The organism is Neoalteromonas arenosi, assembly GCF_030362855.1.
GTDB classification, from domain to species: domain Bacteria; phylum Pseudomonadota; class Gammaproteobacteria; order Enterobacterales; family Alteromonadaceae; genus Alteromonas_E; species Alteromonas_E arenosi.
On the sequence record NZ_JAUCBP010000002.1, the window covers coordinates 282,393 to 308,569 of the forward strand.

At 44.7% G+C, this 26,177-nt stretch carries 23 protein-coding genes; 14 read left to right on the forward strand and 9 right to left on the reverse strand.

The genetic code is table 11. The features are described from left to right. Nucleotides 1-85 precede the first annotated feature (85 nt). On the forward strand, nucleotides 86-955 hold the full coding sequence (locus tag QTP81_RS03260; RefSeq protein ID WP_289363698.1) for an XrtA system polysaccharide deacetylase: 870 nt from the start codon (nucleotides 86-88) through the stop codon (nucleotides 953-955). Here the strand turns inward: QTP81_RS03260 and QTP81_RS03265 are convergent. The 4 genes from QTP81_RS03265 to QTP81_RS03280 are packed head-to-tail and all read right to left on the reverse strand — an operon-like array spanning nucleotide 949 to nucleotide 5,571. Further along, nucleotides 949-1,980 (reverse strand): GNAT family N-acetyltransferase, encoded by a 1,032-nt coding sequence (locus QTP81_RS03265; protein ID WP_289363699.1) that lies wholly within the window; start codon nucleotides 1,978-1,980, stop codon nucleotides 949-951. The two genes, QTP81_RS03260 and QTP81_RS03265, sit on opposite strands and share 7 nt — an antisense overlap. Then, nucleotides 1,977-3,263, reverse strand: coding sequence for a FemAB family XrtA/PEP-CTERM system-associated protein (locus tag QTP81_RS03270; protein ID WP_289363700.1), 1,287 nt, complete (start codon nucleotides 3,261-3,263; stop codon nucleotides 1,977-1,979). The genes QTP81_RS03265 and QTP81_RS03270 overlap by 4 nt, the downstream gene beginning before the upstream one ends. After that, entirely contained in the window at nucleotides 3,260-4,453 is a 1,194-nt protein-coding gene (locus tag QTP81_RS03275; RefSeq protein WP_289363701.1) for a DegT/DnrJ/EryC1/StrS family aminotransferase, read from the reverse strand. The genes QTP81_RS03270 and QTP81_RS03275 overlap by 4 nt, the downstream gene beginning before the upstream one ends. After that, a complete protein-coding gene (locus QTP81_RS03280) occupies nucleotides 4,432-5,571 on the reverse strand; it encodes a glycosyltransferase family 2 protein (protein ID WP_289363702.1) in 1,140 nt (379 codons plus the stop codon). Before QTP81_RS03280 ends, QTP81_RS03275 begins: the two co-directional genes overlap by 22 nt. Nucleotides 5,572-5,738: 167 nt before the next feature. Here QTP81_RS03280 and xrt point away from each other — a divergent pair, with 167 nt between their 5' ends. Together xrt and QTP81_RS03290 are read left to right on the forward strand one after the other, a co-directional pair. Continuing rightward, nucleotides 5,739-7,181 carry an exosortase gene (gene xrt, locus QTP81_RS03285; RefSeq protein ID WP_289363703.1) on the forward strand — a complete coding sequence of 481 codons (1,443 nt, stop codon included), beginning with the start codon at nucleotides 5,739-5,741 and terminating at the stop codon, nucleotides 7,179-7,181. Further along, nucleotides 7,182-8,252, forward strand: coding sequence for a glycosyltransferase (locus QTP81_RS03290; RefSeq protein ID WP_289363704.1), 1,071 nt, complete (start codon nucleotides 7,182-7,184; stop codon nucleotides 8,250-8,252). Nucleotides 8,253-8,282: 30 nt separating this feature from the next. Here QTP81_RS03290 and QTP81_RS03295 read toward each other — a convergent pair whose 3' ends face one another. Beyond that, on the reverse strand, nucleotides 8,283-9,113 hold the full coding sequence (locus QTP81_RS03295; RefSeq protein ID WP_289363706.1) for a sulfotransferase family protein: 831 nt from the start codon (nucleotides 9,111-9,113) through the stop codon (nucleotides 8,283-8,285). 2 nt (nucleotides 9,114-9,115) lie between these two features. Then, nucleotides 9,116-9,961 carry a hypothetical protein gene (locus tag QTP81_RS03300; RefSeq protein WP_289363707.1) on the reverse strand — a complete coding sequence of 282 codons (846 nt, stop codon included), beginning with the start codon at nucleotides 9,959-9,961 and terminating at the stop codon, nucleotides 9,116-9,118. An 87-nt stretch (nucleotides 9,962-10,048) separates the two neighbouring features. On the opposite strand from QTP81_RS03300, the gene QTP81_RS03305 reads away from it, so the two are divergent. Genes QTP81_RS03305 through QTP81_RS03325 form a run of 5 tightly spaced genes read left to right on the forward strand, consistent with a single transcriptional unit; the run spans nucleotide 10,049 to nucleotide 15,561 of the window. Then, nucleotides 10,049-10,816: a sulfotransferase family 2 domain-containing protein gene (locus QTP81_RS03305; protein WP_289363709.1), complete on the forward strand. Its 768-nt coding sequence runs from the start codon at nucleotides 10,049-10,051 to the stop codon at nucleotides 10,814-10,816. Beyond that, a complete protein-coding gene (locus QTP81_RS03310; RefSeq protein WP_289363710.1) occupies nucleotides 10,800-11,963 on the forward strand; it encodes a glycosyltransferase family 4 protein in 1,164 nt (387 codons plus the stop codon). The genes QTP81_RS03305 and QTP81_RS03310 overlap by 17 nt, the downstream gene beginning before the upstream one ends. Nucleotides 11,964-11,974: 11 nt before the next feature. Beyond that, nucleotides 11,975-13,237, forward strand: a complete 1,263-nt coding sequence (locus QTP81_RS03315; protein ID WP_289363712.1) for a glycosyltransferase family 4 protein — start codon at nucleotides 11,975-11,977, stop codon at nucleotides 13,235-13,237. Then, on the forward strand, nucleotides 13,238-14,698 hold the full coding sequence (locus QTP81_RS03320) for a lipopolysaccharide biosynthesis protein (protein WP_289363713.1): 1,461 nt from the start codon (nucleotides 13,238-13,240) through the stop codon (nucleotides 14,696-14,698). Further along, on the forward strand, nucleotides 14,695-15,561 hold the full coding sequence (locus tag QTP81_RS03325) for a glycosyltransferase family 2 protein (protein WP_289363714.1): 867 nt from the start codon (nucleotides 14,695-14,697) through the stop codon (nucleotides 15,559-15,561). The genes QTP81_RS03320 and QTP81_RS03325 overlap by 4 nt, the downstream gene beginning before the upstream one ends. On the opposite strand, the gene QTP81_RS03330 is transcribed toward QTP81_RS03325, so the two are convergent. Genes QTP81_RS03330 through QTP81_RS03340 form a run of 3 tightly spaced genes read right to left on the reverse strand, consistent with a single transcriptional unit; the run spans nucleotide 15,558 to nucleotide 18,679 of the window. Beyond that, the gene (locus QTP81_RS03330) at nucleotides 15,558-16,595 is read right to left on the reverse strand and encodes a glycosyltransferase family 2 protein (protein ID WP_289363716.1); all 1,038 of its coding nucleotides are present in this window, start codon (nucleotides 16,593-16,595) and stop codon (nucleotides 15,558-15,560) included. The two genes, QTP81_RS03325 and QTP81_RS03330, sit on opposite strands and share 4 nt — an antisense overlap. Before the next feature lie 12 nt (nucleotides 16,596-16,607). Beyond that, nucleotides 16,608-17,597 (reverse strand): polysaccharide deacetylase family protein, encoded by a 990-nt coding sequence (locus tag QTP81_RS03335; protein ID WP_289363718.1) that lies wholly within the window; start codon nucleotides 17,595-17,597, stop codon nucleotides 16,608-16,610. A gap of 5 nt (nucleotides 17,598-17,602) precedes the next feature. Further along, nucleotides 17,603-18,679: a carboxylate--amine ligase gene (locus tag QTP81_RS03340; protein ID WP_289363720.1), complete on the reverse strand. Its 1,077-nt coding sequence runs from the start codon at nucleotides 18,677-18,679 to the stop codon at nucleotides 17,603-17,605. A 181-nt stretch (nucleotides 18,680-18,860) separates the two neighbouring features. Between QTP81_RS03340 and QTP81_RS03345 the strand changes: the two genes are divergently transcribed. From QTP81_RS03345 to QTP81_RS03370, 6 genes are all read left to right on the forward strand, one after another. Further along, nucleotides 18,861-19,991, forward strand: a complete 1,131-nt coding sequence (locus QTP81_RS03345; protein WP_289363722.1) for a glycosyltransferase family 4 protein — start codon at nucleotides 18,861-18,863, stop codon at nucleotides 19,989-19,991. Next, nucleotides 19,992-20,549: an arsenate-mycothiol transferase ArsC gene (locus tag QTP81_RS03350; RefSeq protein ID WP_289363723.1), complete on the forward strand. Its 558-nt coding sequence runs from the start codon at nucleotides 19,992-19,994 to the stop codon at nucleotides 20,547-20,549. A 277-nt stretch (nucleotides 20,550-20,826) separates the two neighbouring features. Then, a complete protein-coding gene (locus QTP81_RS03355) occupies nucleotides 20,827-21,867 on the forward strand; it encodes an O-antigen ligase family protein (RefSeq protein ID WP_434532963.1) in 1,041 nt (346 codons plus the stop codon). Further along, nucleotides 21,821-23,575, forward strand: a complete 1,755-nt coding sequence (locus tag QTP81_RS03360) for a hypothetical protein (RefSeq protein ID WP_289363726.1) — start codon at nucleotides 21,821-21,823, stop codon at nucleotides 23,573-23,575. Before QTP81_RS03355 ends, QTP81_RS03360 begins: the two co-directional genes overlap by 47 nt. Further along, complete coding sequence (locus QTP81_RS03365) at nucleotides 23,572-24,864, forward strand: phenylacetate--CoA ligase family protein (protein ID WP_289363727.1); 1,293 nt, start codon at nucleotides 23,572-23,574, stop codon at nucleotides 24,862-24,864. Before QTP81_RS03360 ends, QTP81_RS03365 begins: the two co-directional genes overlap by 4 nt. Then, nucleotides 24,857-26,125: a glycosyltransferase family 4 protein gene (locus tag QTP81_RS03370; protein ID WP_289363728.1), complete on the forward strand. Its 1,269-nt coding sequence runs from the start codon at nucleotides 24,857-24,859 to the stop codon at nucleotides 26,123-26,125. Before QTP81_RS03365 ends, QTP81_RS03370 begins: the two co-directional genes overlap by 8 nt. Nucleotides 26,126-26,177 lie beyond the last annotated feature (52 nt).

Here is a 26,177-nt window from a genome sequence, read left to right on the forward strand (position 1 = left end):
TCGTTTATGATGCTATGATAGCTCTCTGGGGGCATTCATACATGTCCGCTACTGTAACCCAAGATGTAACAAAAAAGTAGAATATATGGCAAAACTTAATGCGATGACAGTCGACGTAGAAGAGTACTTTCAAGTCGAAGCGTTTGCGAATGATGTATCAGTGGATTCTTGGGCGACTTATGAGTCGAGGCTTCAGGTCCAAATGGAGTCACTGTTGACAGTATTCGATGAAACAAATGTTAAGGCGACCTTTTTTACACTGGGTTGGATTGCTGAAAAACACCCCGATATCATCGCTAATATCGTCGCTCAAGGACACGAGTTGGCTAGCCATGGTTTTATGCATCAGCATCTTACCAAACAAGACAAAGTAACTTTTGCAGATGATATTCAACGCGCAAAAAAAACGTTGGAGGATATCTCTGGGGTAGCCGTGAAAGGTTACCGCGCGCCATGCTTTTCGATTTCCGCTAACAATGAATGGGCTCACGACGTCATCGCTGAGGCAGGTTATGAATATAGCTCGAGTAGTTATCCTATTAATCACGATTTGTACGGTGTGCCCAATGCGCCGAAATCACCTTATTGGTTGTCGAATGGTTTGCTGGAAATCCCTGTAACTACATGTACTTGGAAAAATAAAGTATTTCCAGCGGGCGGCGGCGGTTATTTCCGACTACTGCCATTTGCCTTGTTCGACTTGCTCTACCGCAACTCCGATCATCAAGCGGTAGCCAATTTTTATACCCACCCATGGGAGTTTGATCCAGAGCAGCCGCGTATTGCAAGTAATCTTAAGTCCAGTTTCCGGCATCATGTCAATCAGTCTACGGCGTTGCAAAAATTGAAAAAGTTATGTGCACGCTACGAGTGGACCACTATGCAACAGGCGTATCTCAGTGATGAACACCCTCGTTATGGTCAATGGTCTAGCGTAGCGAACGGCGACTATTGATTGCGAATTGTATAAATTTGGGCAATCCATTTAACTAGAGAGTGGGTGTTTTGCGGGAGGCAGACAATACCATTGTCAGTCGTGTAAACATTAGCCCAATCTTTTTTGTATTCTTCATCACCGCGCAGAAAGTCAATCTCAGTCACTTGCGGGTGGGCGGTGATGATTTCATGTAACAATACGATGCCCACTGAAAATTCGCGATATTTATCATCGGCAGCGAGTAAGTAATATTGTAGCGTGGAGTCGCACATAAAGCCTAAATGTGCCGCAGCAGGGTGCCCATCGATTAACACTGCAGAGAGGTGTAGCGAAGATTGGTAGTCGAACAGTAACTGTAGTGCCGACTGCCGATGTGCAATATCAGTCAATCGGTTAGATCCAAAGCGCAAAGCATTTTGATCCAATACCCAAGTAACTAAAGATTCGTCGAGAGGAATGTCTAATCGTATCTCAACATCCGCGCTTGCAAATAATTTTTTACGGCGCCTACGAGCTTCTCGAATAACTTTACTTTTTAGATTAGGAAACGACCTCTTGTAGTATGAATGACGCCAATGATTAAAAGGCAACTGTTGTGGAAGAAGGTGCTTTACCAATGAGCACAACTCGCGTAATTGCGCACTGGGGTAGGCGAACAGTAAAGGCATTTTGGCATATTCAGAGTTGACCAAGGCGTTTAGACACATCTCGAACAGCATAGCTGCACTATCGCTACGCTCGACTACAAATTCTTGATAGTCAGTAAATGCACTACACATATGCTTTAGGCATTTAAACGGGAGCTTACGACTGATTCGGTCTTGTACCAAGGGTAATATTGCTACGCAACGTTGGTCGTTATATACACAAATAGCCAAAGGGGTCTGGCCTTTCGCTGAATGCAGTCGGGCTTGATTCATACACCAATGGAAACACCCAAACGGGTGACATTCAGCGCGTTTTTCTAGTTCCAGCCAATCGTCCTGCAGAGTGCCAATTGCGTGCAGTCCAACATGGATTTTGGTCGATAAACCGCCACTCATGGTAATTGTTTAGCGACTAGAGGTCCGATAATGCGCGTTACCCAGACGGGCAGTCGCTGCCAAATTGCAATTGCTAACTTAAACTTGGGATTATCTGGGTTCAGGCCATCATCAACACCAGTATTGTCACGCCCTAAGGTATACCAGTAATGCTGCACAGGTTTAGCGCCCCACTGCTTTTTGAATCGGTAAGTGCCTGCGCCAGATGTCGAGCGACCGAAATCAAACCATCCACAACGCTGTTCAATAGCGAATGCTAAGATTTGGTCGTACATCCACATATTGATATTCATATGGTTAACTTTGCGTAGTGTCGAAGCCCAGGGGATTTCCATCACACCGCTATTTTTAATTAAGAAAGAGGCAGCAACTGGTTTGCCAGTAACGTAGACGACGCATAAATGAGCTCGCTTTGGCAATACATCAATTAATGATTTGAACCAAGCTTTTTCATATAGGGGCGTGCCTAGATCACGCATGTTGGTCGATAATACATGATAGAAATCATTTAAAAGTTCGTCGCCGCCAAATGTGACCGATGGCGAAAATTCGTTGGCTTTGTTTACTTGAGCTCTTACTTTCGCACCAAAGGATTGACGTAGCTCGTCCGTCGAGTTTGCCAAGGGCAAAACCATAGAGACTTTTTTATTGCTGCTCGATCGTTTGTCACTGGGGGTTAACGTGCGGATCTCAACGTAATCGAGGTGCATCTCGAACGCCCATTGCTCGGCAAAGTCAAGTAATTGCTCGAACACATCCACGTAGTCAGTCAGCGGACCACCATAATTGAAAAAAGGTTGAGAAATGGCGAAGTGGCCGAACAAGCGCGTGCGCATAATGGTGATGGGTAAACCGCCAAGAATGTTCTCTTTTTCATCAAGCGCCAGGAGCATGACGCATTGATTGTTCTGGGCACTATCTAACCATTCAAAAATGGCCTGTGTGTGATAAACACTTGACCGCGCTTGAGTCTTTTGCCAAGCCCAAAACGCTTTCACTTGTTCTTGATTAGCTATACACAGAGTGATAGTACCGCCATACGTAGCTGTAGGTTGCGAAAATTGTTCCGCGTGCTGCACTCCTGCTTGAGATTCTAGTGATGGTTTGGTGAATGCCTTTATCTGTTCCTCAGTTGCTTTAATTGAACTGCTCACTGCTCGCATTTGCTCAAGCAGAGCGGTATGCTCGGCACTGCCTTTGGCCACAGATTTGAACTGTTTGGATACAGCTCCTTTTTGCTTCTTTAGCTGTTTTAAATCGCTTTTCAGTTCGTTCAATGTCATAGCGCAACCTTATCTGTTAAGCGCAGTTTGAATTCTTTCACAATATTGTGCATCAGTGCCTTGTGTTTTTCGGTAACTCCTGCGTGTGTCGGAAGCGTTACTAATGTAGCAGCCAAGCGTTGACTTACAGGCGTCGCAGCAGGGAGCTTAACTAGAGTGGCAACACCCGGTACATCGTGTAGTGCCTTCTGGTACATAGCCGTTGCGGAAATCCCTTGCTGGATGCATTTTGTCACTAATTTATTTCGAGTTTTTATATTGTCTACTAACAAGGGTAAGCGTAGCAAGCGACGTGATTGATCTGCCCAGGCACAATCACCAACGTCACTGTAAGTATTGGCAGTTGCCATCGGCATATTTAAATAACGCCTTATCGCGGCGGGTATCAAAGGGCGCTTAAACTTTTCTATTGGCGCTATTTTATCGAGTGCATGATAGTTTGTGCTGCCTAAATCTAGTCCAGGCAAACGGACCAACGCACCATACAACAATGGATTCATTAAAGCATTAAATACCTTGCTCTTAAGGCGATAACTCATGGGGGTTGACACAGGCTCTGCAATTGTTTGTTGCGCTTGGGGTATTCGCGATAACAACATTCCTCCGCCTAACAAATTGACAGGCTTTCCCCGTCCAAAAGAGGTCAATATAAAGTCACTGTCAGTGCAATCGCGCGGCAATTGATAATCGCACAGATTGTCGAGGTTGTGCCGCCGCCCCTCGGTTGTGTCCGCCTCAGGAAACCATTGGGCATCATCTTCAATGATTTTTGTATTGTCCGGCAGCGCATCTTTTATTTGTGCGATTGGCATACAAATACCGAGTAAAGATGGACACACTATCGCGGCTGCGTCACTGGCATACTTTTCTACTTGAGCTAAATCGAACGTGTATTTGTCAGCAGCTATGTCAATGATAACAGGGTTGGCACCTGCGTAGACGCATGCGGCAACAAGATCGGGGCAGCCATAACCAGGGAGTATCACATCTCGTTGGGATGGGGCTGTCTGTGCAGCCAGTGATAACTTGATTGCTTGAGCTAACGCCGCAGTGCCAGACTGATAGTAACCGCAATGGTAACCGGCAACACCAAATTCCGCATGGACTGATTGCTCCCCACCTTTTGCCAACCATACTGGCGTCCCTACAGGGGGTACCTGGCGCCAACTCATCGCGCCGAAGGTTGCCATACAGTCATTCGTTTACCCGACAAGAACTTAATACTAGCATCAAACAGTGCAATATTAACTTGAGTAAAGAAGTAGATGATTTTTACAATCCCGATATTTTGCAGTTTTGGCAGCCAATGGGCTAATAGGGCCAATCCGTAAAACATAACTTGTGCAATAAAGGCTAGCGTATAGATACCATCACCTAATTGCATACAAAACGGCGTGATAATAAAGAGTCCAAGTAATGTCCAAGGTACAGTCCAGCGCAATAATTTATGACTAATGACCTGAAATGCAAACCAACCATGACGGAATGGGTTGAGTACCTCTGGGTGGCGTTCTAAGGCTGTCATCCCCCTTATTACGGTGCGAATTTTACGATTGTATTCTTTGCTAGGGTCGGCCAAGTCTGTGTAGTAGCCGAGCACATCAGGTGCAGTTACCGCTTTAAGGCCTAACGATGCACTATTTAAAGCAGTATTGAAATCGCTAGGAGAGTGAATGTCCCACTTTTCACAGACTTCTCGACGAGCAGCAAAAAAAGAACCGCTAAGACCCACCAATCCAGCCAATTGTGACTCTTGTTTGCGCAGCCACATTTCATACTTAACGTATGCACCTTCACCCGCAACTTTCCCTTCCTTGCTAATAAACCGATCTTCACTGGAAATCGCACCAACGTTTGGATCATCAAAGTACTTTGCAAGCTTAGTTAAACCGTCTGGCTCGATTTTGGTGGCAACATCAGAAAAGACAATTATTCCCTTTTCAACCGTTTTTATTGCTTGCAACTGAGCGTTCTCCTTACCGAGGCGCTCAGTTGCGCGGACAAGGCGAACACCTTTCTGTGCAAAAGATTCGACTATGGCGTCTGTTTCGTCTGTACTGTTGTCAGAGGCTACAACAATGTCCAGTTTATCCTTGGGGTATTCCAGAGTCATGGTGTTGTCGAGTTTTTCACCAATTCTATGCGCTTCATTGTGTGCGGTGATAATCAGCGTTAAAAAAGGTAGCTCACCGCCACTCTGGGACAATTTTTCCTCGGATTGAAGGCGCACAAAGAACTTCAATAGCAGCGGATAGACAAAATAGCTAAACACCGATAGAAATACCAACAGCCAAAATACGAATTCCATGTAATGCAATCACCTTAGTTTTAGTTCTCCGCATGCACTTTACAATAGCATGAATCAGCCATGCAACGAATTATCCTTTAAAGGACGTAGATCGAAAAGACTAAGTTTGTTTTAATGCATTGGTAACTGGAATTTATTCCCAAACGAATGAAAAGGAATACAGATATATGCCCTTAAACCGCTGGGCCTTCGGATTGGTCGTTTTTGTCTGCTTAGGCGCTATCGTGTGGGCCTATCAAGAGACATATCTGTCGTTACATAAAATCTGGACAGAGAACAATCACACTTATTCACACGGGTATGCTTTACTCGCTTTTGTTTGTTATGCGTTATATACCGAACGCAACTGGCTGGTGCACAAACCTGTATTCTATTTATTTCCTTTAGGGATTGCGATCGGTGCCTTGTGGTTGGCGGCGAACGCAGTGCAGGTATTGCTTATTCAGCAGATGCTAGTGCCGTTGATGGTGCTTTTAATCATCACCGCATTTGTTGGCGTACGAGCGTCCTTTCATGCATTATTACCCGTAAGCGCGTTATATTTATCAATACCGGTCGCAGACTTTATTCTGGACCCATTACAAGATCTTACCACTTTTGTCATATCCTTTTTCGTTCGCCTGTCGGGGATCACCGCATTTATCGAGGGATATGATATCCACTTGCCGTATGGGGTTTTGCGCATTGCTGATGGGTGTGCAGGATTAAATTATTTACTTGCCGGTTTGAGTATTGGACTGTTTTATAGCTATCTGAATCTCACGCAAAAAAGGCACATGTTATTCGCCGTAGCGCTTATCGTATTTTTGTCATTGCTGGGTAATTGGATTCGCGTGTACTTGTTAATCATGATTGGTTACTACAGCGAAATGCAGAGTAGCTTAGTACATGAGCACGGTTTCTTTGGTTGGGTAACATTCGCCATCTTTATCGTTGGGTACTTCTTTTACATGGAGTACTTTGTCAAGCGAATTGGTCGCGCGCAGCGCCCGAGCATTGAACCCTTCCGCCCCCAAATCCAAGGTGCTTTGGCCGTTATTCTAGTTACAATAAGTTTGATAGCGGTACCTGGTTATAGCCACTGGAGTGCCGCAGATCGTCAAGGTAACGCGGTGGTCAAGGTACAACTACCAAACCCGTTTAGTGGCTTTCAACGTGTAGATTGGTCTGTGGCGCAACGTCAAGGAGTTCGCTATTCAGGGGCAGATGATCTACAAGCATTCGATTATCGCGATGAAAATAACGTGTATACGTTAGCCGTTTCAACATATATCCATCAAGCACAAGGTAAAGAACTGATTTATTTTGCCAACCGGCCGGGCCGGCAATTGCGAGCATCGACTGAGTTAACATTGCAAGACAGTATCATTAATATTGCTATAAAGCAGGATCAGTCTGGCGCGGTTGTTTGGTTTTATCAAATTGGAGAAAAGCAAGTCACTAGTGGCACACAAGCAAAGTTGGCGCAACTGACGCAGGTGTTTAGTGACCCTCTTGGCGCAAGTGTTGTATTGCATATTGATTGCTTGCGCCGCTGTGATATTCAGCCACAAGATTTATTAAGCTCGTCAATTGTGCAAGGACTCGCAAATGTGGAAGTGACACGTTAGATGCGAATCGTTCACATAGCATCTGGTGACATATGGGCTGGAGCAGAAGTTCAGATTTACACGTTGCTGACTGCGCTTCAGCAGCAAGAACAGCATGAAATTACCGCAATTTTACTCAATGATGGTGAGTTAGCCAAAAACCTACGTGCTAAAGGGATTGTGGTTGAAATTGTCGATGAAACATCGCATGGCTTTTTGGGATTACTCTGGCAAGTTAGACGTTTGCTCAAGTTGCACAAGCCCGAAGTCGTCCATACCCATAGGCAAAAAGAACATATCTTGGGTAGCCTAGCTAATTTGTTGAGCCAGCGCGCTAAGAGTGTTAGGACAGTGCATGGCGCTTTGGAGTTTAAGCGTAACTGGAAGCAAAAAGTTCAATACACGCTCGACGTTTTTTGTGGCCGATACTTGCAAGATGCAGTTATAGCCGTGTCAGATGTATTAGCGGAAAAATTGGCACAAGACTTTAAACCCGCGCATATCCAAATGATAACCAATGGAATATCGCCGACCGAGGTCCTTCAGGATGCTGCCTCGTTTACACCTACTTTAAATAATGACACCAGTAAAAAAATTGCTTTTGTGGGACGCATTGAGCCGGTGAAGCGGCTCGACCTATTTCTAGGGGCTGCTGAACGGTTGCTCGCGCATGGCTCGACTAGTTACCAATTCCATATTTTTGGTGATGGTAGCTTGCGGTCTGCATTTATGGCGCAAATAGCAAAGTCAGAAAATGCTGACAAATTTATTTTTCATGGTCACACAACGCAAATCCGCGCTTGGATAAACGTTATGGATTGTATCGTTATGCCGTCAGATCATGAGGGGTTGCCAATGACGGCACTGGAGTGTCTTGCGTTACAAACTAAAATTGTTGCTCACTCAGTCGGTGGGCTGGTGCCGCTATTGTCTGCCGGTTTCCCAACGGGGTTAAATCAAGATCACTCAGCCATGGGGTATCAATTGGCAGTAGAAAAGGTTTTAAAGGACACCTGTTCAGTCACTTTTCCCGATGAATATCACGCAGCGCGCAATGCCGCAAAAACCCTAGCGCTTTATCAAAACCTTTGACGGTTTTGCGAGCCTTTCAGGCAAGCACTTCTAAAGACGAGGGTAACCTAATCTGTCAAGCATAAAGCCGGCAGTGTCATTGATAGTTTTGATATCTTCGGCACTCAAGCGGTCAATGCTACCTTGATTCATGTCCTTCACACTATCTTTGCGTTCGTGAATTGCAAAGCTTTGGGTACTAAGATCAGGAAACCCTGCTAGGCCGAGAAATGCAGCTATCTTATCGAGTTCGGTTTGCGGATCTGTGGCTAAGTCTTCATAACGGACGAGGTGAAACTTATCCAGCTGCTCAGCATCGTCAAGCATTACTTGATTACTTCGCGCCCATTGCCAAGCTGATTTTCCGATTGGCCAGCCTTCTTTAATCGACTTGGGGTCGCCTTTTCGAGATATACCTTCGGCAACTGCATAACCGTTGCGGACAATGCCAATAAAGTGAGCATTTTCGAAGTGCTTTTGGAACCATCGTGTGCGTGCAGCATTCGGCGGAGACTTTTCTACCAGCACAGGCTTCGATAAGTCCAAACGCATGGCCCACTCTTTTTTGATGCGCTCTACATCGGGGCCAGGATCGTTTTCATTGAGACAGAAGATGTCTTCACGGTCAACCCACATACGAGGGATACCTAAGTCATAGTCCTTTAAGAATTGATCAGTAATAAAATGCCCTTCGGTCGGCAGAGCAGAAATACTTGGGTGCTTCCCCATCAACTCTGAGAGTAATGTCGTACCAGAATTGTAACAGCCGACGATAAACGTCCATTTCTCAGGTTTTGGCATTGGTGTAAGAGCAATTTTTACTTCGCGAAAAATATTACCAAGAGCCTCGCGTGTTACTGATCGAAATCGTGTCCCTGCCATGCCTACCTCAAAATTGAATTTATGTCGTAATCAAATTGTTGAACGATAAACTTTTCTCGTTCAAGGATGATGTTCGCGGTTTCTTCATCATAATAATGGTTTGCACTCTTACGTGATGAAGTATTCGTTTTGTTGCTGCGTGCAGCTCTAATTTCAGATTTCTGCGCATCGCTGAGCTCAATGTTAGCTTGCTCAAGCGCGTTGAGGAAGTCTTCCTCTAGATTTTCTTGGCGGACAAATGCATCTATAAAACCACGTTCCTGCCAAACCTTTACCAAAGAAGACAAGTCAGTCTGCAATGTTGGCTTATAGATCTCTTGGTCAAGCGAGGTAAATAATTTAAAAAAACGATAGCTCAGTAGTCCGGCTTGTTGAGAAAATGAACTAAAACCATAACCCTCACCGATGTCTAGTGCTCGGTCTGGATTAAACATTAACTTGACCCACTTACGAAACCCACTGACGTCGTTAACATCTTGGTAAACTGCTTGCCACTCAGACACCGGCTTGTTGAAATCATGCATGAGTTGGCGTGATGCGCGGCCCAGTGATATTCGGTGGAGGCCCATTTCTCGCGGCAATTGTCGCAATGTGTAACGCCAACTCGTACCTCGAGTACTCTGTAGGTAAACGCTACCGCGGTTGTCGCAGCCGTAGCCCCACAGTGAGACATACCAATCCCAGGGGTTGCGAATTGAACCTAGAACGAAGTTATCGCGCAGTTCGCCGGGGATGCGGTTGTGTTTACCCACCTGCTCACCGCCAACGTATTTTGCCAGCAATTTGCCGATATGGCTGCCAGCCGTTTTATGCAGTTCGGTATAAATTAATGGTTTTGAGACAAACATAAGAATTTATTGCTGTATTTTCTGCATAGCATATACAAAATCTCTGATGTACCATAATCCAAATTTGATTTTTTTATTTACTGACCGTTGTTTAAAGAACTTTACCACCGAATCATTCCGGAAGAATGGCGCTATTGGTTGTACAAGTGGCGTAACCCTGAAGAGATTGCAGATTTGCGCACACGCGTAAACCCGTCGCCGAAAGGCAACTTCGCACTGCGTCCGTTTGACGAAAAACAAGCAATCTTCGTTCATATAACAAAAACTGCTGGGACTTCAGTCGCTCTAGCCTTATTTAACGCGCTACCTTATCATTACCGAGCATGGCAGTATCGAGTAATCTTTGGACGGAAAACGTTCGCACAATATTACAAGTTTGCATTTGTTCGCAATCCATGGGATCGGCTTTATTCTGCCTTTTCATATCTCAAAGGTGGTGGTTGGGACGACAACGATAAAAAATGGGCGGCTGAAAATCTTGCCGATATTAATGACTTTAACGACTTTGTAATGAACTGGCTGACGCCAGAGAGATTACATGCCCATCTGCACTTTTGGCCGCAAAGCGAATTTATTTGCAATGCCAAAGACAAGCCGTTAATTGATTATTTGGCATATTTTGAAACCATCAATGACGACTTTAATCACATTGCCAAGCGGATCAAGACTGACGTGCAGTTAACTCATACCAATGCGTCTAAACGCGCTGGGTATCAGAGTGTATACTCCGACGAGGCGATCGCGAAGGTCGCTGAGTTGTACGCTCGAGATATTCACAATTTTGGATATTCGTTTGATGGCGTTGAACGCAAAAAAGTAGAGCAGGGAGCTTTCGTTCGTGACTCGGGACAGTAACTTACCGGCAATTTTGTGCGTTGCAAATTGGCCTTCCGATGTGGGTTATGCATGGTGGTTAATGGAAAGTTATTGGGCCAAGATTAGTCAGATGTACGCTGGTGAATTTCGGACGATCTTGGCGTTCCCCGAGGTGAATCAGATTCCTGAGGTGATCGAAAACAGCCCAATTGAAGTGACAGAGTATACTTTCGCAGTAAATAATTGGGCAGGTATACGGCGTAATATGCAGTTTATCCGCACTCACAATATTCAGGTTGTGTACTTTTCCGATTATGGTGTCGCAAAATGGGCCTATTTAGCCTACCGTTTAGCCGGTGTAAAAACAATTATAACGCATGATCATACGCCTGGCTTGCGCACTCCTGTCAGCGGCTGGCGTCGATTCCTGAAGTCGATGTTTGTGCGCAATCGATGGACAGGCGTTGATGCGGCTTTTGGAGCAACAGAGTTCGTGACTCGGCGATTAATCGATACCGCTTGCATGAAGCCTAAGGATTGCTACACAGTGCAAAACGGTATTCGGCTAACAACTGAAGCCAATAAAGAAGAGGCTCAAACGTCACATCCGTTGGTGCAGATTTTGCCGAAAAGTCGCACAATAATCGTCACTGCGGCACGGGCAAATCACTATAAAGGTGCCGCATTTGCAATTGATGTTATTGCAGAACTCAAAACGCGCTCGTTGTCACAGCCCTTTGTTTATGTATTTTGCGGTGACGGGCCTGACCTAGATGACTTCCGCCAGCGGGTTGAAGAACGCAAGTTACAAGATGTTTGCTATTTCCCCGGTCGAGTAAACGACATAATGCGGTTCTTTGACTTCTGTGCTATTGGCTTCCAGCCGTCTCAAGGCGAAGTTGGTTATTCCCTGTCAATTATTGAGTATATGGCTGCTGGCCTACCGGTTGTGGTGCCGGATAACCCGTCAGTGTGCGGCGCAACTAAGCACGATGAGGATGGGCGAATTTATACTGCAACTAGCGTCCAGCAAGCCGCTGATGCATTACAATTTTATTTAGAAGCACCTGACAAACGTGAATCACACGGTCGGCAAGCACGTCAAAGAGTACTCAATCAGTTTACCCTCACAGCTACGCATGCTGCGCTCGAAAAAGCTATGCGAGCGGTTGTTAAAACACCTTAGTGGACCATGATATGAATTCACAGTATTTCACTGATTTTCCTGAAAAAAGCGATGTTTCCGCGGTTAATGTTTTAACAATAGCTGCGGCGTTTCCAAGTCTTGTTCAGCCTTGGTTGGTTAATCATTTGGTACAAATTGCCAAGCACGGCGGAGATAACAGGATCATTTCTCGTCGTGAAGAGCATAGCGTGTTCACTGATGCCATTCGCGACAACCATTTATTGGATAAATATTGTTGCTTACCTGATGACAAGGTATCGCTGTTTAAATTTTACGTTCAATCTCACTTCAATAGCGATATACGTCGGGCAACGCAGCATTTGTGGAAGTCGTATAACAGCACTGGAACATCGCTAAAAACGCGAGTATTTGACCGCTTCTCTGCACCGGCTTTTTCGATTAAGCCAGATATCATTCACTCACATAGTGAACTAGTAGGGAGTAAGTTCGTACGCTTAATTCAAGCGACTCGCTTACCCTTTGTGGCTACTTTTCACGGCTTACCCCCCGTAGGCGTGCCGTTAATCAGTGACTCGCAGCGTAAGGCATATGTAAATGCCACCGATGTGATATTCGTAAATACGGAGTTTGCCAAATCGCAATATGAGAGTCTCGGAGCGCCATCAGATAGGTTTGCCATCATTCCTCAAGGGATAGACCTTTCACGTTGGCCATTTATGCCGCGCAGTTTTCCTGAAGATGGCAAGGTACAATTGCTCACCGTCGGACGATTGCATCCGGATAAGGGGCATCGCTATGCATTACGAGCGTTAAAAACCCTGTTGGCACGGGGGACTAACATACACTACACGATAGTTGGTAGTGGACCTGAGCGTGAGAATATTCAACATTTAGCGCAGAGTATGGGGATTGCAAATAACGTAGAAATACATACGGGTATTCCAGATGAGCAATTAGCCCAGATATATGCGCGTTCGCATATCTTTTTGTTACCCAGTTTACGCTCTAAAGATGGTTATCACGAAGAGACGCAAGGCGTTGTTTTGCAAGAAGCACAAGCGACGGGGTTGATTACTGTGGCCACACGCAGCGGTGGTATACCTGAGTGTATAGACGATGGAGTATCAGGTTATCTAGTACCCGATCGCGACAGTGACGCTATTGCAGATATGCTGACGGGCGTAATAGATAATCAAGCCAATTGGCAAACGATACAGCGCAAGGCTCGGCAATGGGTGGAAACTCACTTTAGTGCTGAAATAATTGGCGCCAAAATGAATGCGGTATATCGCGACGTAATTGGCAGAACGTAAATGGCAATAAATTTTAATCGCAATCCAATCTATTGGTTTACTGCGGGCTCTATTATTGGCCAGTTGGTCAGCTTCATCATGCTGCCCATTTATACAAGCTACTTAACACCTGCTGATTACGGCATTCTGACATTGCTGATCGTTGTGATGTCGGTTTATGAGCTTTTCCTCGGTGCGCAATTCGGTCGTTCACTGCCCAAGTTTTATTTTGAACAAGACAGCCAAGATAAAAAGGATGCAGTCGTGTATACCTGTTTAGGTATCACAGTATGCGTAAGCACATTAGGTGCAATTGCCTTCTATCTCAGCGCGCCATTTATCTCAACTCACGCCTTTGAAGATCCCAGTCTAACTGGCATCGTGAGTATTTACGCGTTGATGATGTTAACCACGACAATTGAATCGTATGTCATGGTGTTGTGCCGCTTAAAAGACAATCCGGCGTTTTTCTTTTGCATGTCAGTCGGTAAGTTATTAGTCCAGTTGTCACTGAATATATACACTGTGACGATCTTAGAGATGGGATTGGTAGGCGTGCTATACAGCTCGATCTTGAGTTCAGCTCTTTTTGCTGGAATCTCACTGTTGTACACGGTGCGCTCATGTCGCTTTAATTTCGACTCAGACCTTATTCGGCCGCTCTTTATTTTTACTTGGCCGTTATGGTTGGCGGGAGCCGGCAACATTTACGTGAGTATGGCATCAAACTTTCTCATAAAAGAGTTTGGTGGGTTAGCAGAGGTTGGTTTATTTTTCTTGGCACTGAAATTCGCCATGATAATGAGCCTTATGATTTGGCGTCCATTTAGTCAGTGGTGGCAAACTGAGCGATTTAAAATCATTAATGATAGCGAACAGCATTACAAGTTGCCGTTAATCTTTAGCTTGATCACCTATATCCTGCTAACGTCGGCAGTTGGATTGTCTTTGCTCAGCGGTATCGTTATGAAAGTTATGGTTAATAGCGCGTTTTACGCCAGTTTTCCTCTGGTGTTTCTAGTCGCATTCAGAAACCTGTTCTTTCATCAGTCGCAGATTTTTAATTTACCATTATTGCATGTAGGCAAAACCAAGACCGTCGCTTGGTTGTCATGGGCGAGGGCTTTGCTGATGACGATTTTAATTATTCCGCTGACTTATTTTTTCGGAATGACCGGGGCCGCGTATGCATTTTTAGTAACTGCGTTGGTTATTTTGCTACTGACGGCTAGAATTGCGAAACCTTGTTTTGACATGCAAATTAAATTTACCAAAACGGCAGTTTTGGTCACGGCCAGTTTTATTTATGTTTATTTGGCCCTAAAATTTATCGATATCTCAGATTCTTTAGCACAAGTCAGCATAGCGTGTGGGCTATCTTTGTCATTGTTTCTTGGCGCCATAGGTGTGATATTTTACTTGGATAAACCAACGCGCCAGTTCTTGGTGGAATTAGTGTTTAAGAAAAAGGCAGACGCATGAGTTTGATATCTGTAATTGTGCCGACGCACAATCGACAAGAGTGGTTGGTTGAAGCGCTTCACAGTATTTATAAGCAAACCTATCGCCCTATCGAAGTTATTGTCGTGGACGATGGCTCCGCTGAGGATATCAAGGGACGAGTGATGCGAGAGTTTGGTGACCAAGCGCCAACAGTTTTGCGCAATGATGAACCAACAGGACCGGGAGCCGCGCGAAATCTAGGCGTTGCGAACGCGTCGGGTGAGTACATAGCTTTTCTCGATTCAGATGATATTTGGTATCCACATAAACTTGCAGAGCAATACGCCGTCATCCGGCAAGATCCCGACATAGGTTTTGTCGGTGGTGGTTGTGATTATATGACCGCGCAAGGCGAACCTACTTTAAAGCCGACAATGCCGCCCGCTCAGGCTACCTATGAAGACTTTCTATTTAAGATCAAAATGCCGGGGAGTGGTTCCAATAATTTAATCCGAAAGTCCGCTTTTGATGAAGTGCAAGGCTTCCGCGAAGACTTGATGCGTGCTGAAGACAAACACTTGTGGTTAAAACTGTTGAAACGCTATCGCGTTGGTTATGTTCAGGATGTGCTTGCCACGGTCAGAGTGCATGGCACAGTGCGCATAAACGTCAACGAAGATATCACGCTAGCTAATCGGCTAGCGGTAGACAATGAAATAGAAGACAGTGGATTGCGGCGCAAAGCAAAAGCCTTTACCTATTACGTGGTATTTAGTCGTTTATGGCAGGCCAACAAATGGCAGGCGCTATTAATGCTATTGCGGTCATTTTTCACCTATCCATTTGCAATTGCACCAGACATTAAACGCTTGCGCGGCGCTATTGATAAGTTTCGCGGTTAACTGCCAGTCACCCTATCGAGTAGCTGACGCGCTATCGATTTATTCGATTGTTTTTGTAGCTGCATCATTTGATCCGCAAGGTTGAGCGCAACAGGTAGAAAAGAATCGTCACGAACCATGTATACGTATTGTGCGATTGGTAACATTTGCGCTACTTCCGACGTATTTGGTTGTAATTCTTCCATCAGTTGGCGCATATGAGACAGTGCAGTAAGTTTCTCTTCGCCCGTGAGTTTATTGTTTAAAATGCGAATGAAAATGCTTGCTCGAAATAACAGATAATCGCGCTTAGAGATCAATAGGTTGCGACTTTGAGCAAATGTTTTCATCGAAGCAAAAATATCTGGTAACTGCTTTCTTGAGCTATTGTTCGACGTAATCGACGCTCCGCGTTGACGATAGTAATAAAGTGGCTCGTTTGTAACGGCTGGCACTAAATCGACCGCGGCACAATACTTAAACCAAAAGTCCTCATCTTCGTGATACAGGCCCTCCGCAAAGCGGATATTGTGGTCACTAATATGTTTGGCTAAGAATATCTTGTTCCATGACGTTACGTTGCAATCCCAAAACCAGTTGGGAGAGTCGAGGTTAACGTGAAAGTACGGCGCTGGAGATGTTTGTTTGGTCTCATCATTGAGGTAGACCACTGAGAAAATACCCACATTACACTTATCTGTAGCGCTCATGACCGACAGCGTTTGTCGATAGCAATCGGTATGTAGGTAATCGTCACTGTCAACAAAGGTTATCCATTCTCCGGTCGCGTGTTCGATTCCAGAGTTTCGAGCTGCACTTAGCCCACCATTTTGCGCGCGCTTAACGGCCTTAACGCGTTTGTCTTTTGCCACATAACGCTCAATAATTGCAGCGGAGTTATCAGGCGAACAATCATCAACAACAATAATCTCAAGATTCTTATACGTTTGTGCTAGTAGTGAATCCAAACACTCGACAAGATACTTTTCTACGTTGTAAACCGGAACAATAATGCTAATGAGCGGGTCGTTCGTCGGTGTTTTCTGATCTGCCATGTTATTCCCTAATTAAATCAAGCCGCTTAAGCGCGCTTTAAAGGCTAAAGGTTGAGACGCGATATCGTTGTGTACACCAATGCGGACCAGCTGGTGAACAGGCGTCATTGCATTGTTGTGACCTCGCAGTGTTGTTACCGCATTTTTATAATTCTCTTCGACTAACGCCAAAGCAGCCTCAGAGTAATCGCCATTGGGGAAGCAAAAACTATCAATTTCGATGGCGAATTGCTGCTCTAATTGATGTTTACTATCGATTATTTCTGCATGTAGCCGCTCGGATGGAGTCCCTTCGAGTAACCTGCGGTGAGATTTAGTATGACATCCGATAGTTATATTCATTCGTTGTTGAGCATCTTTGAGTTGCTCAAAGTTCATCATTTCAACGCCAAGTTCGTCACTGGGGGCACTTACTAGCGCATTGAATATAACATCGTCATCAAATTTTTTTAAACGCTGGATAATGGCAGCTGCTTGGTCTTTGCTCAATGGCGTTGCTGGCACAGGACCGGTAAGTTCAATAAGGTTGGCATAAGCTTGCAAGCTAAAGTCTGTTTTGTTGAGTAGCAGCCGCAGTATGCGATTGGGCCAAAATGGCGCAGCTTGACCGATAAAGTCGCTGACCACATACAATGTCGCAGGAAAGTGATACTCAGCCAAAATTGGAAATGCAAACTCGTAGTTGTCGAGCCAACCATCGTCAAAAGTTATTGCGATCGCCGCATCTGGCTTGTCTTTATCAGGTAATCTGGCCCATTTGGAAAGGTCAACGATTGGCAAACCCGACTGATGCAGTTCTTCCATATGCATGCGAAAGCTTTCGGGGGTTACGATCATACCCGGTTCTTCGTAATGATATCGTTCATCTGATTTAGGCAGAATACGGTGATACATCAGAACGATGAGCTTGTGTGGTCCTCGCTGTTTAATTGACCAGCCAACACTCCCATAAATAGAGTACAAGCATTGCTTCACGCACGACTTTAGTAGTTGTTTTAACATCCGAATCAGCCCCCTAAGTAACGCTTGAGCTCAAACCAGAACGGACCCATATCATCGAGGCGATTCACTTCGTGGCGGCGATCACCAAATTTCGGCAGGCAAAACTGGAAGATGTGGCGAACCTTGGCACCGATACTCGTTTTTGAATCCTTGAGTGTAAGATATAAATTATCCAAATCGCCCAATAGCCAGCGCAATTGCACGCCCTCTTTGTACGGAGGTTGTGAATCAGGTATGGGCTCAAATTCGCCCCGGTAAAGTAAACTAGGGAAGTCGACACCGGCATCAATGGCTAGCTGCAAAGAGCCCCACAAACGAGTGTTAATCTCCATCAGATAAGGAGTACCATCTAATCCAACTTTAAACTCAACCATAGCAACGCCGTGCCAATTAGCTGCATCCAATAGGCGTGTTGCGTAGTCTTTGGGTTTAGGGGCCAACGCCGCACTGGCTGACAGTACACTCACGCCACCACTCGGTGGTTTTTCACGTAATCTCTGATGTGCGAAAAAGGCCTTAGCGTGCCCATTCTGATAGTAACAAAATGCACCGGCTCCATAGCCCTCAATATATTGTTGCAACATAAATGGGTGGTCATGCAGGTAGGGTGTATCAGTCAACAACGTCTGCAGCTCATCTCGACTCTGCACAATGTGAACTTGAGTTGTAAACCATTGATTGTCAACATTTACCTTGGATAACGCTGGTTTAATCACGCAGGGGAAAACTACCTGGTCGAGGTTAACCTCACTACTCGCGTTAAAGTACAGCGTTTGCGGCACAGGGACACCTAATGATTCGGCTAATTTGTTCAATTGGCTTTTGTCACTGAGCCTCATCACTTGCTCAAGCGGAGCGAATGGTAGCTTACAATGGGAAAATTGTTGACGATTCTCTAGCAGTGTTCGACTACTGATTTCAGTAACCGGCATTAAAAAAGTGATATGATAACGTTGAATAGCTTCTAACAGCCAAGCGACAAAGGCCTGTGTATCGCTTATTGGATCTGGGTATTGAAGGTATTTTTGGCTGTATTTAGAACAGCCTGCTAGTGCCTTTGGCGTCGAATCTGCAGTATACACAACAGTGTTCGTCTGCCCGCCCAAAGACCGTGTCGTAGCTAGCGCACTCCTTTGGTTGGCATCAAAAACTAAAACAACGTTTTTTTCCATCATAAATTAACAAAGTCTTGTTTGCAGCAAGGGTATTGCTTGTTATCCTTTGACACAAGTTGAAATCACGTTTTTTCGAAGTTTGGGCATTATGCCTCAAAAAGACACTGCACCACAGACTATCTTGCACTTAATCGATACAACCGGCCCAGGTGGTGCTGAAGATGTATTCATTCATCTCGCTACAGAATTGAATAGTACCCCTTGGCGCTCGTTGGCTGTGATTCGCGGTGAAGGGTATGTGGCCGATACCTTGCGTAAAAATGGTATTGAGCCAATTATACTTGACTCCAAAGGAAGCTTTAACGTTAAGTTTATCTGGCAACTACTTAAGCTTATTCGAGTATACAATGTGCAGGTTATCCAGTCTCATCTACTTGGGTCTAATGTCTATGCAGCTATTGTAGGTGTATTAACACGTACACCCGTAGTGGCAACCTATCACGGGATGGTTGATGTCTCACCAAACGAACGCTTTAAACGACTCAAGTTATGGTTTATGCGCAATGGTATATCGAATTTTGTAGCAGTAAGCCGCTCTTTGGCTAACAAAATACAAGAGCATGAATTATTGGTACCTGAGCGCACAACTGTCATTTATAACGGCATTCAAACTGCGCTATATAATGGCGAAAAGCAGACCTTACTGCGTGAAAAGCTTGGTATTGATGAAGACATTGTTTTGTTCGGTACACTGGGTAATATACGTAAATCGAAACGCTATGACCTCTTGCTTGAGGCGATTGATGAATTGGCGGATATCAAGCGTCGATTTCACGTTGTGATAGCCGGTGATCCAAAAGCAAAAATTAAGCAACAACTCGATGCTGTGATCAGAGATAAAAATATCACTAACGTAAGTTTTATTGGGTTTGTTGAAAATACGCCTGAATACTTACAAGGACTCGATGCGTTCTTGTTAACGTCTGATGCGGAGGGGTTTTCGATTAGTACAATTGAAGCGATGGCGTCAGGATTGCCCGTAATTGCAACACGATGTGGCGGGCCTGAAGAGATTATCGAAAATGATAGTCAGGGCCAACTGGTAGCAATTGACCCGAAGGCTATTGGCGCAGCCATGCGTAGCCTAATTGCGGATGCACCAGCTTCGATCCTACGCAATCAAGTGGCGGTTGAGCGAGTGACTAACACGTTTTCCGCAGAAGCGATGGTTGCTGCGTACAATGACTTGTACAAAAAAGCACAATTAAGAGGATTTTAAGTGTCAATTTTTGGTTGGGTTGCAAATGAGTTTGGTTCGAAGCAAGGGTTGTTGCGGCGCGTAAAGTTTGATCTCGCGTACCTGCTAGGAGCCTATCGCAACGCGTCACCAAGTAAGTTAACAGCATTTAATCGCTTAGTGTTCATTTGTAGTGGCAATATTTGTCGTAGTCCTTACGGTGAGGCTATTAGCAGGGCACTTGGCTTCCCGACAGTTTCCTACGGCCTACACTGTCGGGGGGGAGACCCAGCGTTTGCCAAAACACTTGATTTTGCGCAGCGTATGGAGGTAGAGGTTAGCAATCATAGATCACAAAATATTGAGGATTATCGGCCTGAAGGTAAGGATTTACTTGTGGTAATGGAGCCACGCCATTTATCCGAATTAGAGGAAATGTTCCCACAGACGCAAAAGATCCTGATAGGTTTGGTGAGTCCTATGCGCACCGCGTATCTGCATGATCCATACAATACTAACCAGTATTTTTTTGATAAATGTCTCGAGAACATTGCAATTGCCACCCAGCGTTTAATCGAGTCAGACAATGCAACCCGTTAAGCAGCCGGAATCTTTAACTCTGCAAAATTTGTGGTTTTTGCAAATCGGCAATCTTTGGAAGTTTTTCAAAGGTGAAAGTCTCGCATTTAAGAGTATATGCATTTACTTATTCATAGAGTATTTCCGACCCCAATCCATTTTTCCCGTAATTAATTTTTTGCCTTGGGCACAAATATTCTTAACCCTTGCTCTGGTTGCTTTTGTGATGGACAAGAAAGCAAAGCTTACCTTCACAACGTTTCACGTTTTGATATTGTTTTTCGCGATCGCGATACACATGTCATTTTTAGTCGCTTACAACATCAATTGGTCTACCAATAACTATATTTTCTTTATTCAGTGGATCGTTGTGTTCTACCTTGCTACGGGGATTGTAAACACTAAAGAGCGGCTTTATGTATTTTTCCTTGTGATGTTTATGTGTTCTTTGAAGGTAGCATTCGGGACTGCCAGAGTCTGGGCGTTTCGCGGCTTCTCTTTTACCACCTGGGGGTTGATGGGACCACCGGGGTACTTTCAAAACTCAGGTGAACTGGCAATACTGATGCTAATACTTTTCCCCTTAGGATACATGTTGTACCGCGATAATAAGGACAACGTGCGAGTCTGGGAAAAGTACGTTTTAATGGCTGCTTGGGTATGCCCCTTGCTCACTATTCTCGGTTCGAGTAGTCGTGGGGCACAATTAGCCCTAGCGGTACAACTGGTCGTATTATTTTACAAACAAATATTCAAACCTAAAGTGCTCATCGGTGCAACCTTGCTGGTTTCTATCGGCTGGCATGTATTACCTGATGAGCAAAAGGCGCGCTTTACCGATATTGGTGAAGACAAGTCGTCGTTACAGCGAAAATTGTATTGGAAACACGGGTGGAATATTATGAAGGAATACCCTGTGTTAGGGATAGGATACTTCAATTTTATTCCCTACTATCGCGATCACTATCCCCAAGACATGCTGTATGGCAAGGCCGAATTACCGCACAATATATTCTTACAAATTGGCACAGATGCTGGGTTTATTGGGCTATTCTTCTATTTGATTTTAATAATTTTTGCGCTCACCAAACGCTTGCCCAACTTCCCCTTACACCCTGATCCTGGAGATAAGATACTTCTCGCTATGTGGCGGGGGCTAAGGTTGGGTATCATCGGCTTTGTTATGGCTGGACAGTTTGTAACCGTTGGCTACTATCCATTTTTGTGGATATCGTTAGCGTTGCAGGCATCGCTCCTGTTAGTTTATCAGAACAAGCAACAAGGAATCGCACATGGCGAACAACAAGGGCTTCCTGCTCGTAGTTCAGGAAACAGCTGAGCAACCATTATCAATCGATGGCTTTCAACACGTAAAGCAATATGAATCAGCTACATTGTTCGCTGACGACGGCTGTAGAAATACGCTAATTACAACAGATGCAAATGGTATCTCGGTTTATCTTGGTGATCGTCACTTACACGCTGACGAACAGGACCATACGCTTGACCCGCACGAGTGGCAAAGCACTATCCACACAGGTACGCTGGTTAGCTTCGATACTCAGCACAAGCAGCTCAAAATTCAATGTGATTTTATGGGCAGTGAAACGGTTTGGTACGCGCAAAAAGGGCAGCAATTTTGGGTATCTAATCGACTTGAAAACTTTTCTCGTTTCGGCGCTTTTGAGAAAGATTGGGCAGGTGTATACACGTTTCTAGCAAGTGCTATCAGTGTCGCTGAGAGAACACCGCTGTTAGGGGTGCAACAAACCTGCCCATTACAGACAATAGAGTTTCGTAATGGGAAGTTGAATATTACTACGTCATCGGCTTGGCAATCTAATCCTGAGTGTAATGTTAGTTCTGCCTTACACCAAATTGATCAACGTCTACACGATGTTTTAATGCGTTCGCCCAATGCGTTTTTAATGCTGTCAGCCGGCTGGGATTCAAGAGTACTGCTTTCATCAAATCGCGAGCGGATTGTCGGCACCTATACACATGGCGAATTGAAAAGTCGCGAAGTAGAGATAGCCTATAAATTAGGAGCACCCTTGCAGAAAGGGATGACCTTTAATCCCCTTGAAGATACTCACTTCGGCGCAGAAACAGCCTTGCAAATGCTAAGTAGTCTTGGTTTTGCGCTGTTCCCACACTGGTATCATGCAAGTCATTATCTTGCGCAATTCAATGATGCACCTTTAAGTGCCGGACTGTTTGTTGAGCACCTTTCTGGCCATTACGGAATTAATAGTCTTTCCAGTGGAACCAATAAATTAAAGCTCCTGTTTAACTCTATGGTTCGACCGGGTGTATACGATAAAATTTCCAATGAACAAGCGATATCAATGCTCACACCGTTGCTCAGTGATGCGTTTAAAACACATCCGTGGTGTTGGCGCCAAGATGTTGATTACCAGGCCCTGCAAAAGCAGTTTAGTGATGATACTGCTGCATGCTTGAAGGGCTATGTTGATTCGGGGACAAATGGCTTACAAGAGTTAAGTGAACGATTCAAGTTGGCTCATGCTCATCGTCAATTCTTTGTATTACAGACTAAATCTGCAGCGACTACTTTGGGCTATCATCATCCGTATGTGGACTCTGTACTGGCGCAACAAGTTTTGCAGTTAAAGTACCGCCATCGGGTTAATTATAAAGTTAGCCAGTACATCGTTAAGCAACAACACAGCGACCTCTGCTCATTGCCAATGGCCGCTACACTAATCAATGCTGGGCGACCGATCTTAATGCAGGAAGCCAGCCGGCTGGTGCGCATTGCCGGTGAAAAACTTATCAGTAAATTGAAAGGCCAGACTGTCAAAGGGTTAGGTTGGAACAACTTCCAATTTCTGCACCAACAGCAGAGTTTCCATGAATATGTTGACCTGTTGGTGGATGATATGTGGGATAAACCGGCAATGCATAGGTTTATCGAACAGTACGGGCAAGCCAATGGCGATGCTTACTCGATGTTAGATATGCTCACCAAAATGGTTACGCTTGACTTCAAGCTTCACCCCAATGCTTATGAGGCGGCTCGATGATATCTCCATTCGCTAAACTGGTATTTTGGGCAGGGGCGCGCTTGCGTAACCCTTCATTAAAATCTATATATCGAGAGCTCAAGCAACAAGAGAGTTTTACTCGCGCTGAATTAGAAGCGTTGCAGTTGGAAAAGCTGCAGAAACTTTTGAACCTCGCCTATGAACACAGTGCTTATTACCGTCAGGTGTTCGACGATTTAAATTTACACCCTGACGACATCCAATCCATTGCTGACTTGCAGCAATTACCAACGATGTCAAAGCAGACGTTGATTGCTGAAAATAGTCGAATACATACGAGTTTTCCGTTTGCAAAACGCATGTTGGCTGAAACATCCGGTACTAGCGGTGAAGCATTAGAATTTTATCGCAACGAAGAGTGGGATTCGCAAAACCGCGCAAACGTCATGCGCAATTACGATTGGTATGGCGTTAACGTTTGGGATAAAAATGGCTATTTCTGGGGATACAATCTAGACCAAAAGCGCTCATGGAAGATTCGTTTACTTGATTGGTTGCAAAATCGCTCACGTATTTTTCGTTACGATGATGCATCAATCGCCAATTTCGCCAAAAATTTAAGCGGTGCAAAGTACCTATCTGGCTATTCGTCAATGATTTATCAAATCGCCAAAAAAGTGAATCAGTTGGGGATAAAGCTCGATGACATTAAAATGGTCAAGGGTACGTCTGAAATGATTTTAGATGCTTATCAGCCAGAGGTGAAACAAGCCTTTGGCCGCAAAATGATCAGTGAATATGGTGCGGCCGAGTCGGGACTCATTGCTTTTGAGTGTCCGCAAGGCAATATGCACATCAATATGGAAAGTGTCATTGTTGAGACTGACGAAAATAATGAAGTGATCATTACTAACTTAGCGTCCCTGTCGTTCCCAATCATTCGCTATCGCTTAGGTGACTGCGTCACCTTGTCTGAGCAACAATGTGCGTGTGGACGAGCGCACCCAATCATTGCCGATATCATGGGGCGTAAAGGTGCCAGCATTAAAGGCAATGAGCAACAATATCCCGCACTTACTTTTTACTATGTGTTCAAAAATATCGCGATGGAACACGGAGTATTGATCAACTATAAAGCGCGTCAAGAAACGTTAGGGCATGTTGATATTACCCTAGAGGGAAAGCCTAACGAGCAGTGGCAAACACTAATCGCCGCAGAAATGGATAAGTATTTTGGTCAAGACTTAGCGTACAAATTAACTTATACCGAGCGATTTGAAGAGCAAGTTAAAAAACAACAATATTTTGAGAGTACTCTTGGTGACTGAACATTCGGACCTGAAACAACAACATGTGCTATGGCTTAACCATTTTGTGCCATACCCAGCAAAGGGTGGGTTGCTTATCCGTACCCATGGTCTGTTGGAATGTGTGACTAAAGCACATAAAGTCACTTTGGTATGCCTAATTCAACCACGATTGTTAACACCTTATTTTAACTCGGTAGAGCAAGGGCTGGCCGAGGCCAAGACGTTTTATGAAAACCGTGGGGTTGAAGTACACTTTTTTGAAATGCCTGCTGAAAAGAGTACAAAAGCGCGTCTGTGGACCGCATTTTACTCGTTGTTTTCAGCGCGTCCATATTCTGTCAATTGGCTACGAGCTCCAAAGTGTAAGGTGTTTCTCAAGCGCTTGCTGAAAGAAAGGACGTTTGATTTTATTCATGTCGATACTATGGGGCTTATTGACCATTTACCTAGGGAGCAAAGGTTTGAATGTCCAGTTGTGATTAATCATCACAATGCCGAACATGCCATGATGGAGCGCAGAGCCCAAAAAGAGTCGAATATACTCAAGCGTTGGTACTATCAATTGGAGGCGCGCAAGATAGCATGCTTTGACGCAGATAGAATGCAAAAATACCAACGGCATATTGTGTGCTCTGCTCCCGATGGGCAAGCCTTAAAAGCTTTGAATAGCAAAATTGAAACCTCTGTAGTGCCCAATGGAGTGCCCTTTTTACCAGAGGTTAAGCGCACGCCAATCAAAGGTCAGTTACTGTTTATCGGAGGGTTGGATTGGTACCCCAATACAGATGCAATAACGTTTTTACTCCGAGACGTGTGCCCAATGATTATTGACCGAGGATTAGACGTTAAAATCGATATTATTGGTAAGAATCCATCTGAAGAAATTACTGCGCTTGCTCAGCGTTACGACTTTATTGAAATTCATGGCTATGTAGACGATATTTCAATTTTTTATGCGCAGGCCCAAGCCTTTCTTTGCCCATTGCGAGACGGTGGCGGTACAAAGTTGAAAGTCCTCGACGCGATGAATCATGGCCTACCCGTTATCGGCACTGACATCGCTTTTGAAGGTATTGCGATTCAAGACGGTGCGAGCGGATTTAAGGCTGAATCAGCAAATGAAATATGCGACACTATCGAAAAATTATTGAATAGCGCAGCGGAATTAGATCTCGTTGGAGTGCGCGCCCGAAAACTTATTAAAGACGAGTACGACTCTCATGCGATCTCACAGAATTACACGGAATTTATTCAGTCTTCAGCAGCTAAACGTCAATAAATGTAAGCGAAAAGTTTCATACATTGCTCTATGTTGTGCGCTCTCCTCAGTT

What these genes read in the sequence shown, in the direction of transcription:
- QTP81_RS03290 (WP_289363704.1), top strand. Translation starts at nt 7,182, where the DNA reads ATGCGAATCGTTCACATAGCATCTGGTGACATATGGGCTGGAGCAGAA.
- QTP81_RS03335 (WP_289363718.1), bottom strand. Translation starts at nt 17,597, where the DNA reads ATGTTAAAACAACTACTAAAGTCGTGCGTGAAGCAATGCTTGTACTCT.
- QTP81_RS03330 (WP_289363716.1), bottom strand. Translation starts at nt 16,595, where the DNA reads ATGGCAGATCAGAAAACACCGACGAACGACCCGCTCATTAGCATTATT.
- QTP81_RS03365 (WP_289363727.1), top strand. Translation starts at nt 23,572, where the DNA reads ATGATATCTCCATTCGCTAAACTGGTATTTTGGGCAGGGGCGCGCTTG.
- QTP81_RS03270 (WP_289363700.1), bottom strand. Translation starts at nt 3,263, where the DNA reads ATGACATTGAACGAACTGAAAAGCGATTTAAAACAGCTAAAGAAGCAA.
- QTP81_RS03300 (WP_289363707.1), bottom strand. Translation starts at nt 9,961, where the DNA reads ATGTTTGTCTCAAAACCATTAATTTATACCGAACTGCATAAAACGGCT.
- QTP81_RS03280 (WP_289363702.1), bottom strand. Translation starts at nt 5,571, where the DNA reads ATGGAATTCGTATTTTGGCTGTTGGTATTTCTATCGGTGTTTAGCTAT.
- QTP81_RS03260 (WP_289363698.1), top strand. Translation starts at nt 86, where the DNA reads ATGGCAAAACTTAATGCGATGACAGTCGACGTAGAAGAGTACTTTCAA.
- QTP81_RS03265 (WP_289363699.1), bottom strand. Translation starts at nt 1,980, where the DNA reads ATGAGTGGCGGTTTATCGACCAAAATCCATGTTGGACTGCACGCAATT.
- QTP81_RS03275 (WP_289363701.1), bottom strand. Translation starts at nt 4,453, where the DNA reads ATGGCAACCTTCGGCGCGATGAGTTGGCGCCAGGTACCCCCTGTAGGG.
- QTP81_RS03315 (WP_289363712.1), top strand. Translation starts at nt 11,975, where the DNA reads ATGAATTCACAGTATTTCACTGATTTTCCTGAAAAAAGCGATGTTTCC.
- xrt (WP_289363703.1), top strand. Translation starts at nt 5,739, where the DNA reads ATGCCCTTAAACCGCTGGGCCTTCGGATTGGTCGTTTTTGTCTGCTTA.
- QTP81_RS03325 (WP_289363714.1), top strand. Translation starts at nt 14,695, where the DNA reads ATGAGTTTGATATCTGTAATTGTGCCGACGCACAATCGACAAGAGTGG.
- QTP81_RS03320 (WP_289363713.1), top strand. Translation starts at nt 13,238, where the DNA reads ATGGCAATAAATTTTAATCGCAATCCAATCTATTGGTTTACTGCGGGC.
- QTP81_RS03355 (WP_434532963.1), top strand. Translation starts at nt 20,827, where the DNA reads ATGTCATTTTTAGTCGCTTACAACATCAATTGGTCTACCAATAACTAT.
- QTP81_RS03345 (WP_289363722.1), top strand. Translation starts at nt 18,861, where the DNA reads ATGCCTCAAAAAGACACTGCACCACAGACTATCTTGCACTTAATCGAT.
- QTP81_RS03360 (WP_289363726.1), top strand. Translation starts at nt 21,821, where the DNA reads ATGGCGAACAACAAGGGCTTCCTGCTCGTAGTTCAGGAAACAGCTGAG.
- QTP81_RS03295 (WP_289363706.1), bottom strand. Translation starts at nt 9,113, where the DNA reads ATGGCAGGGACACGATTTCGATCAGTAACACGCGAGGCTCTTGGTAAT.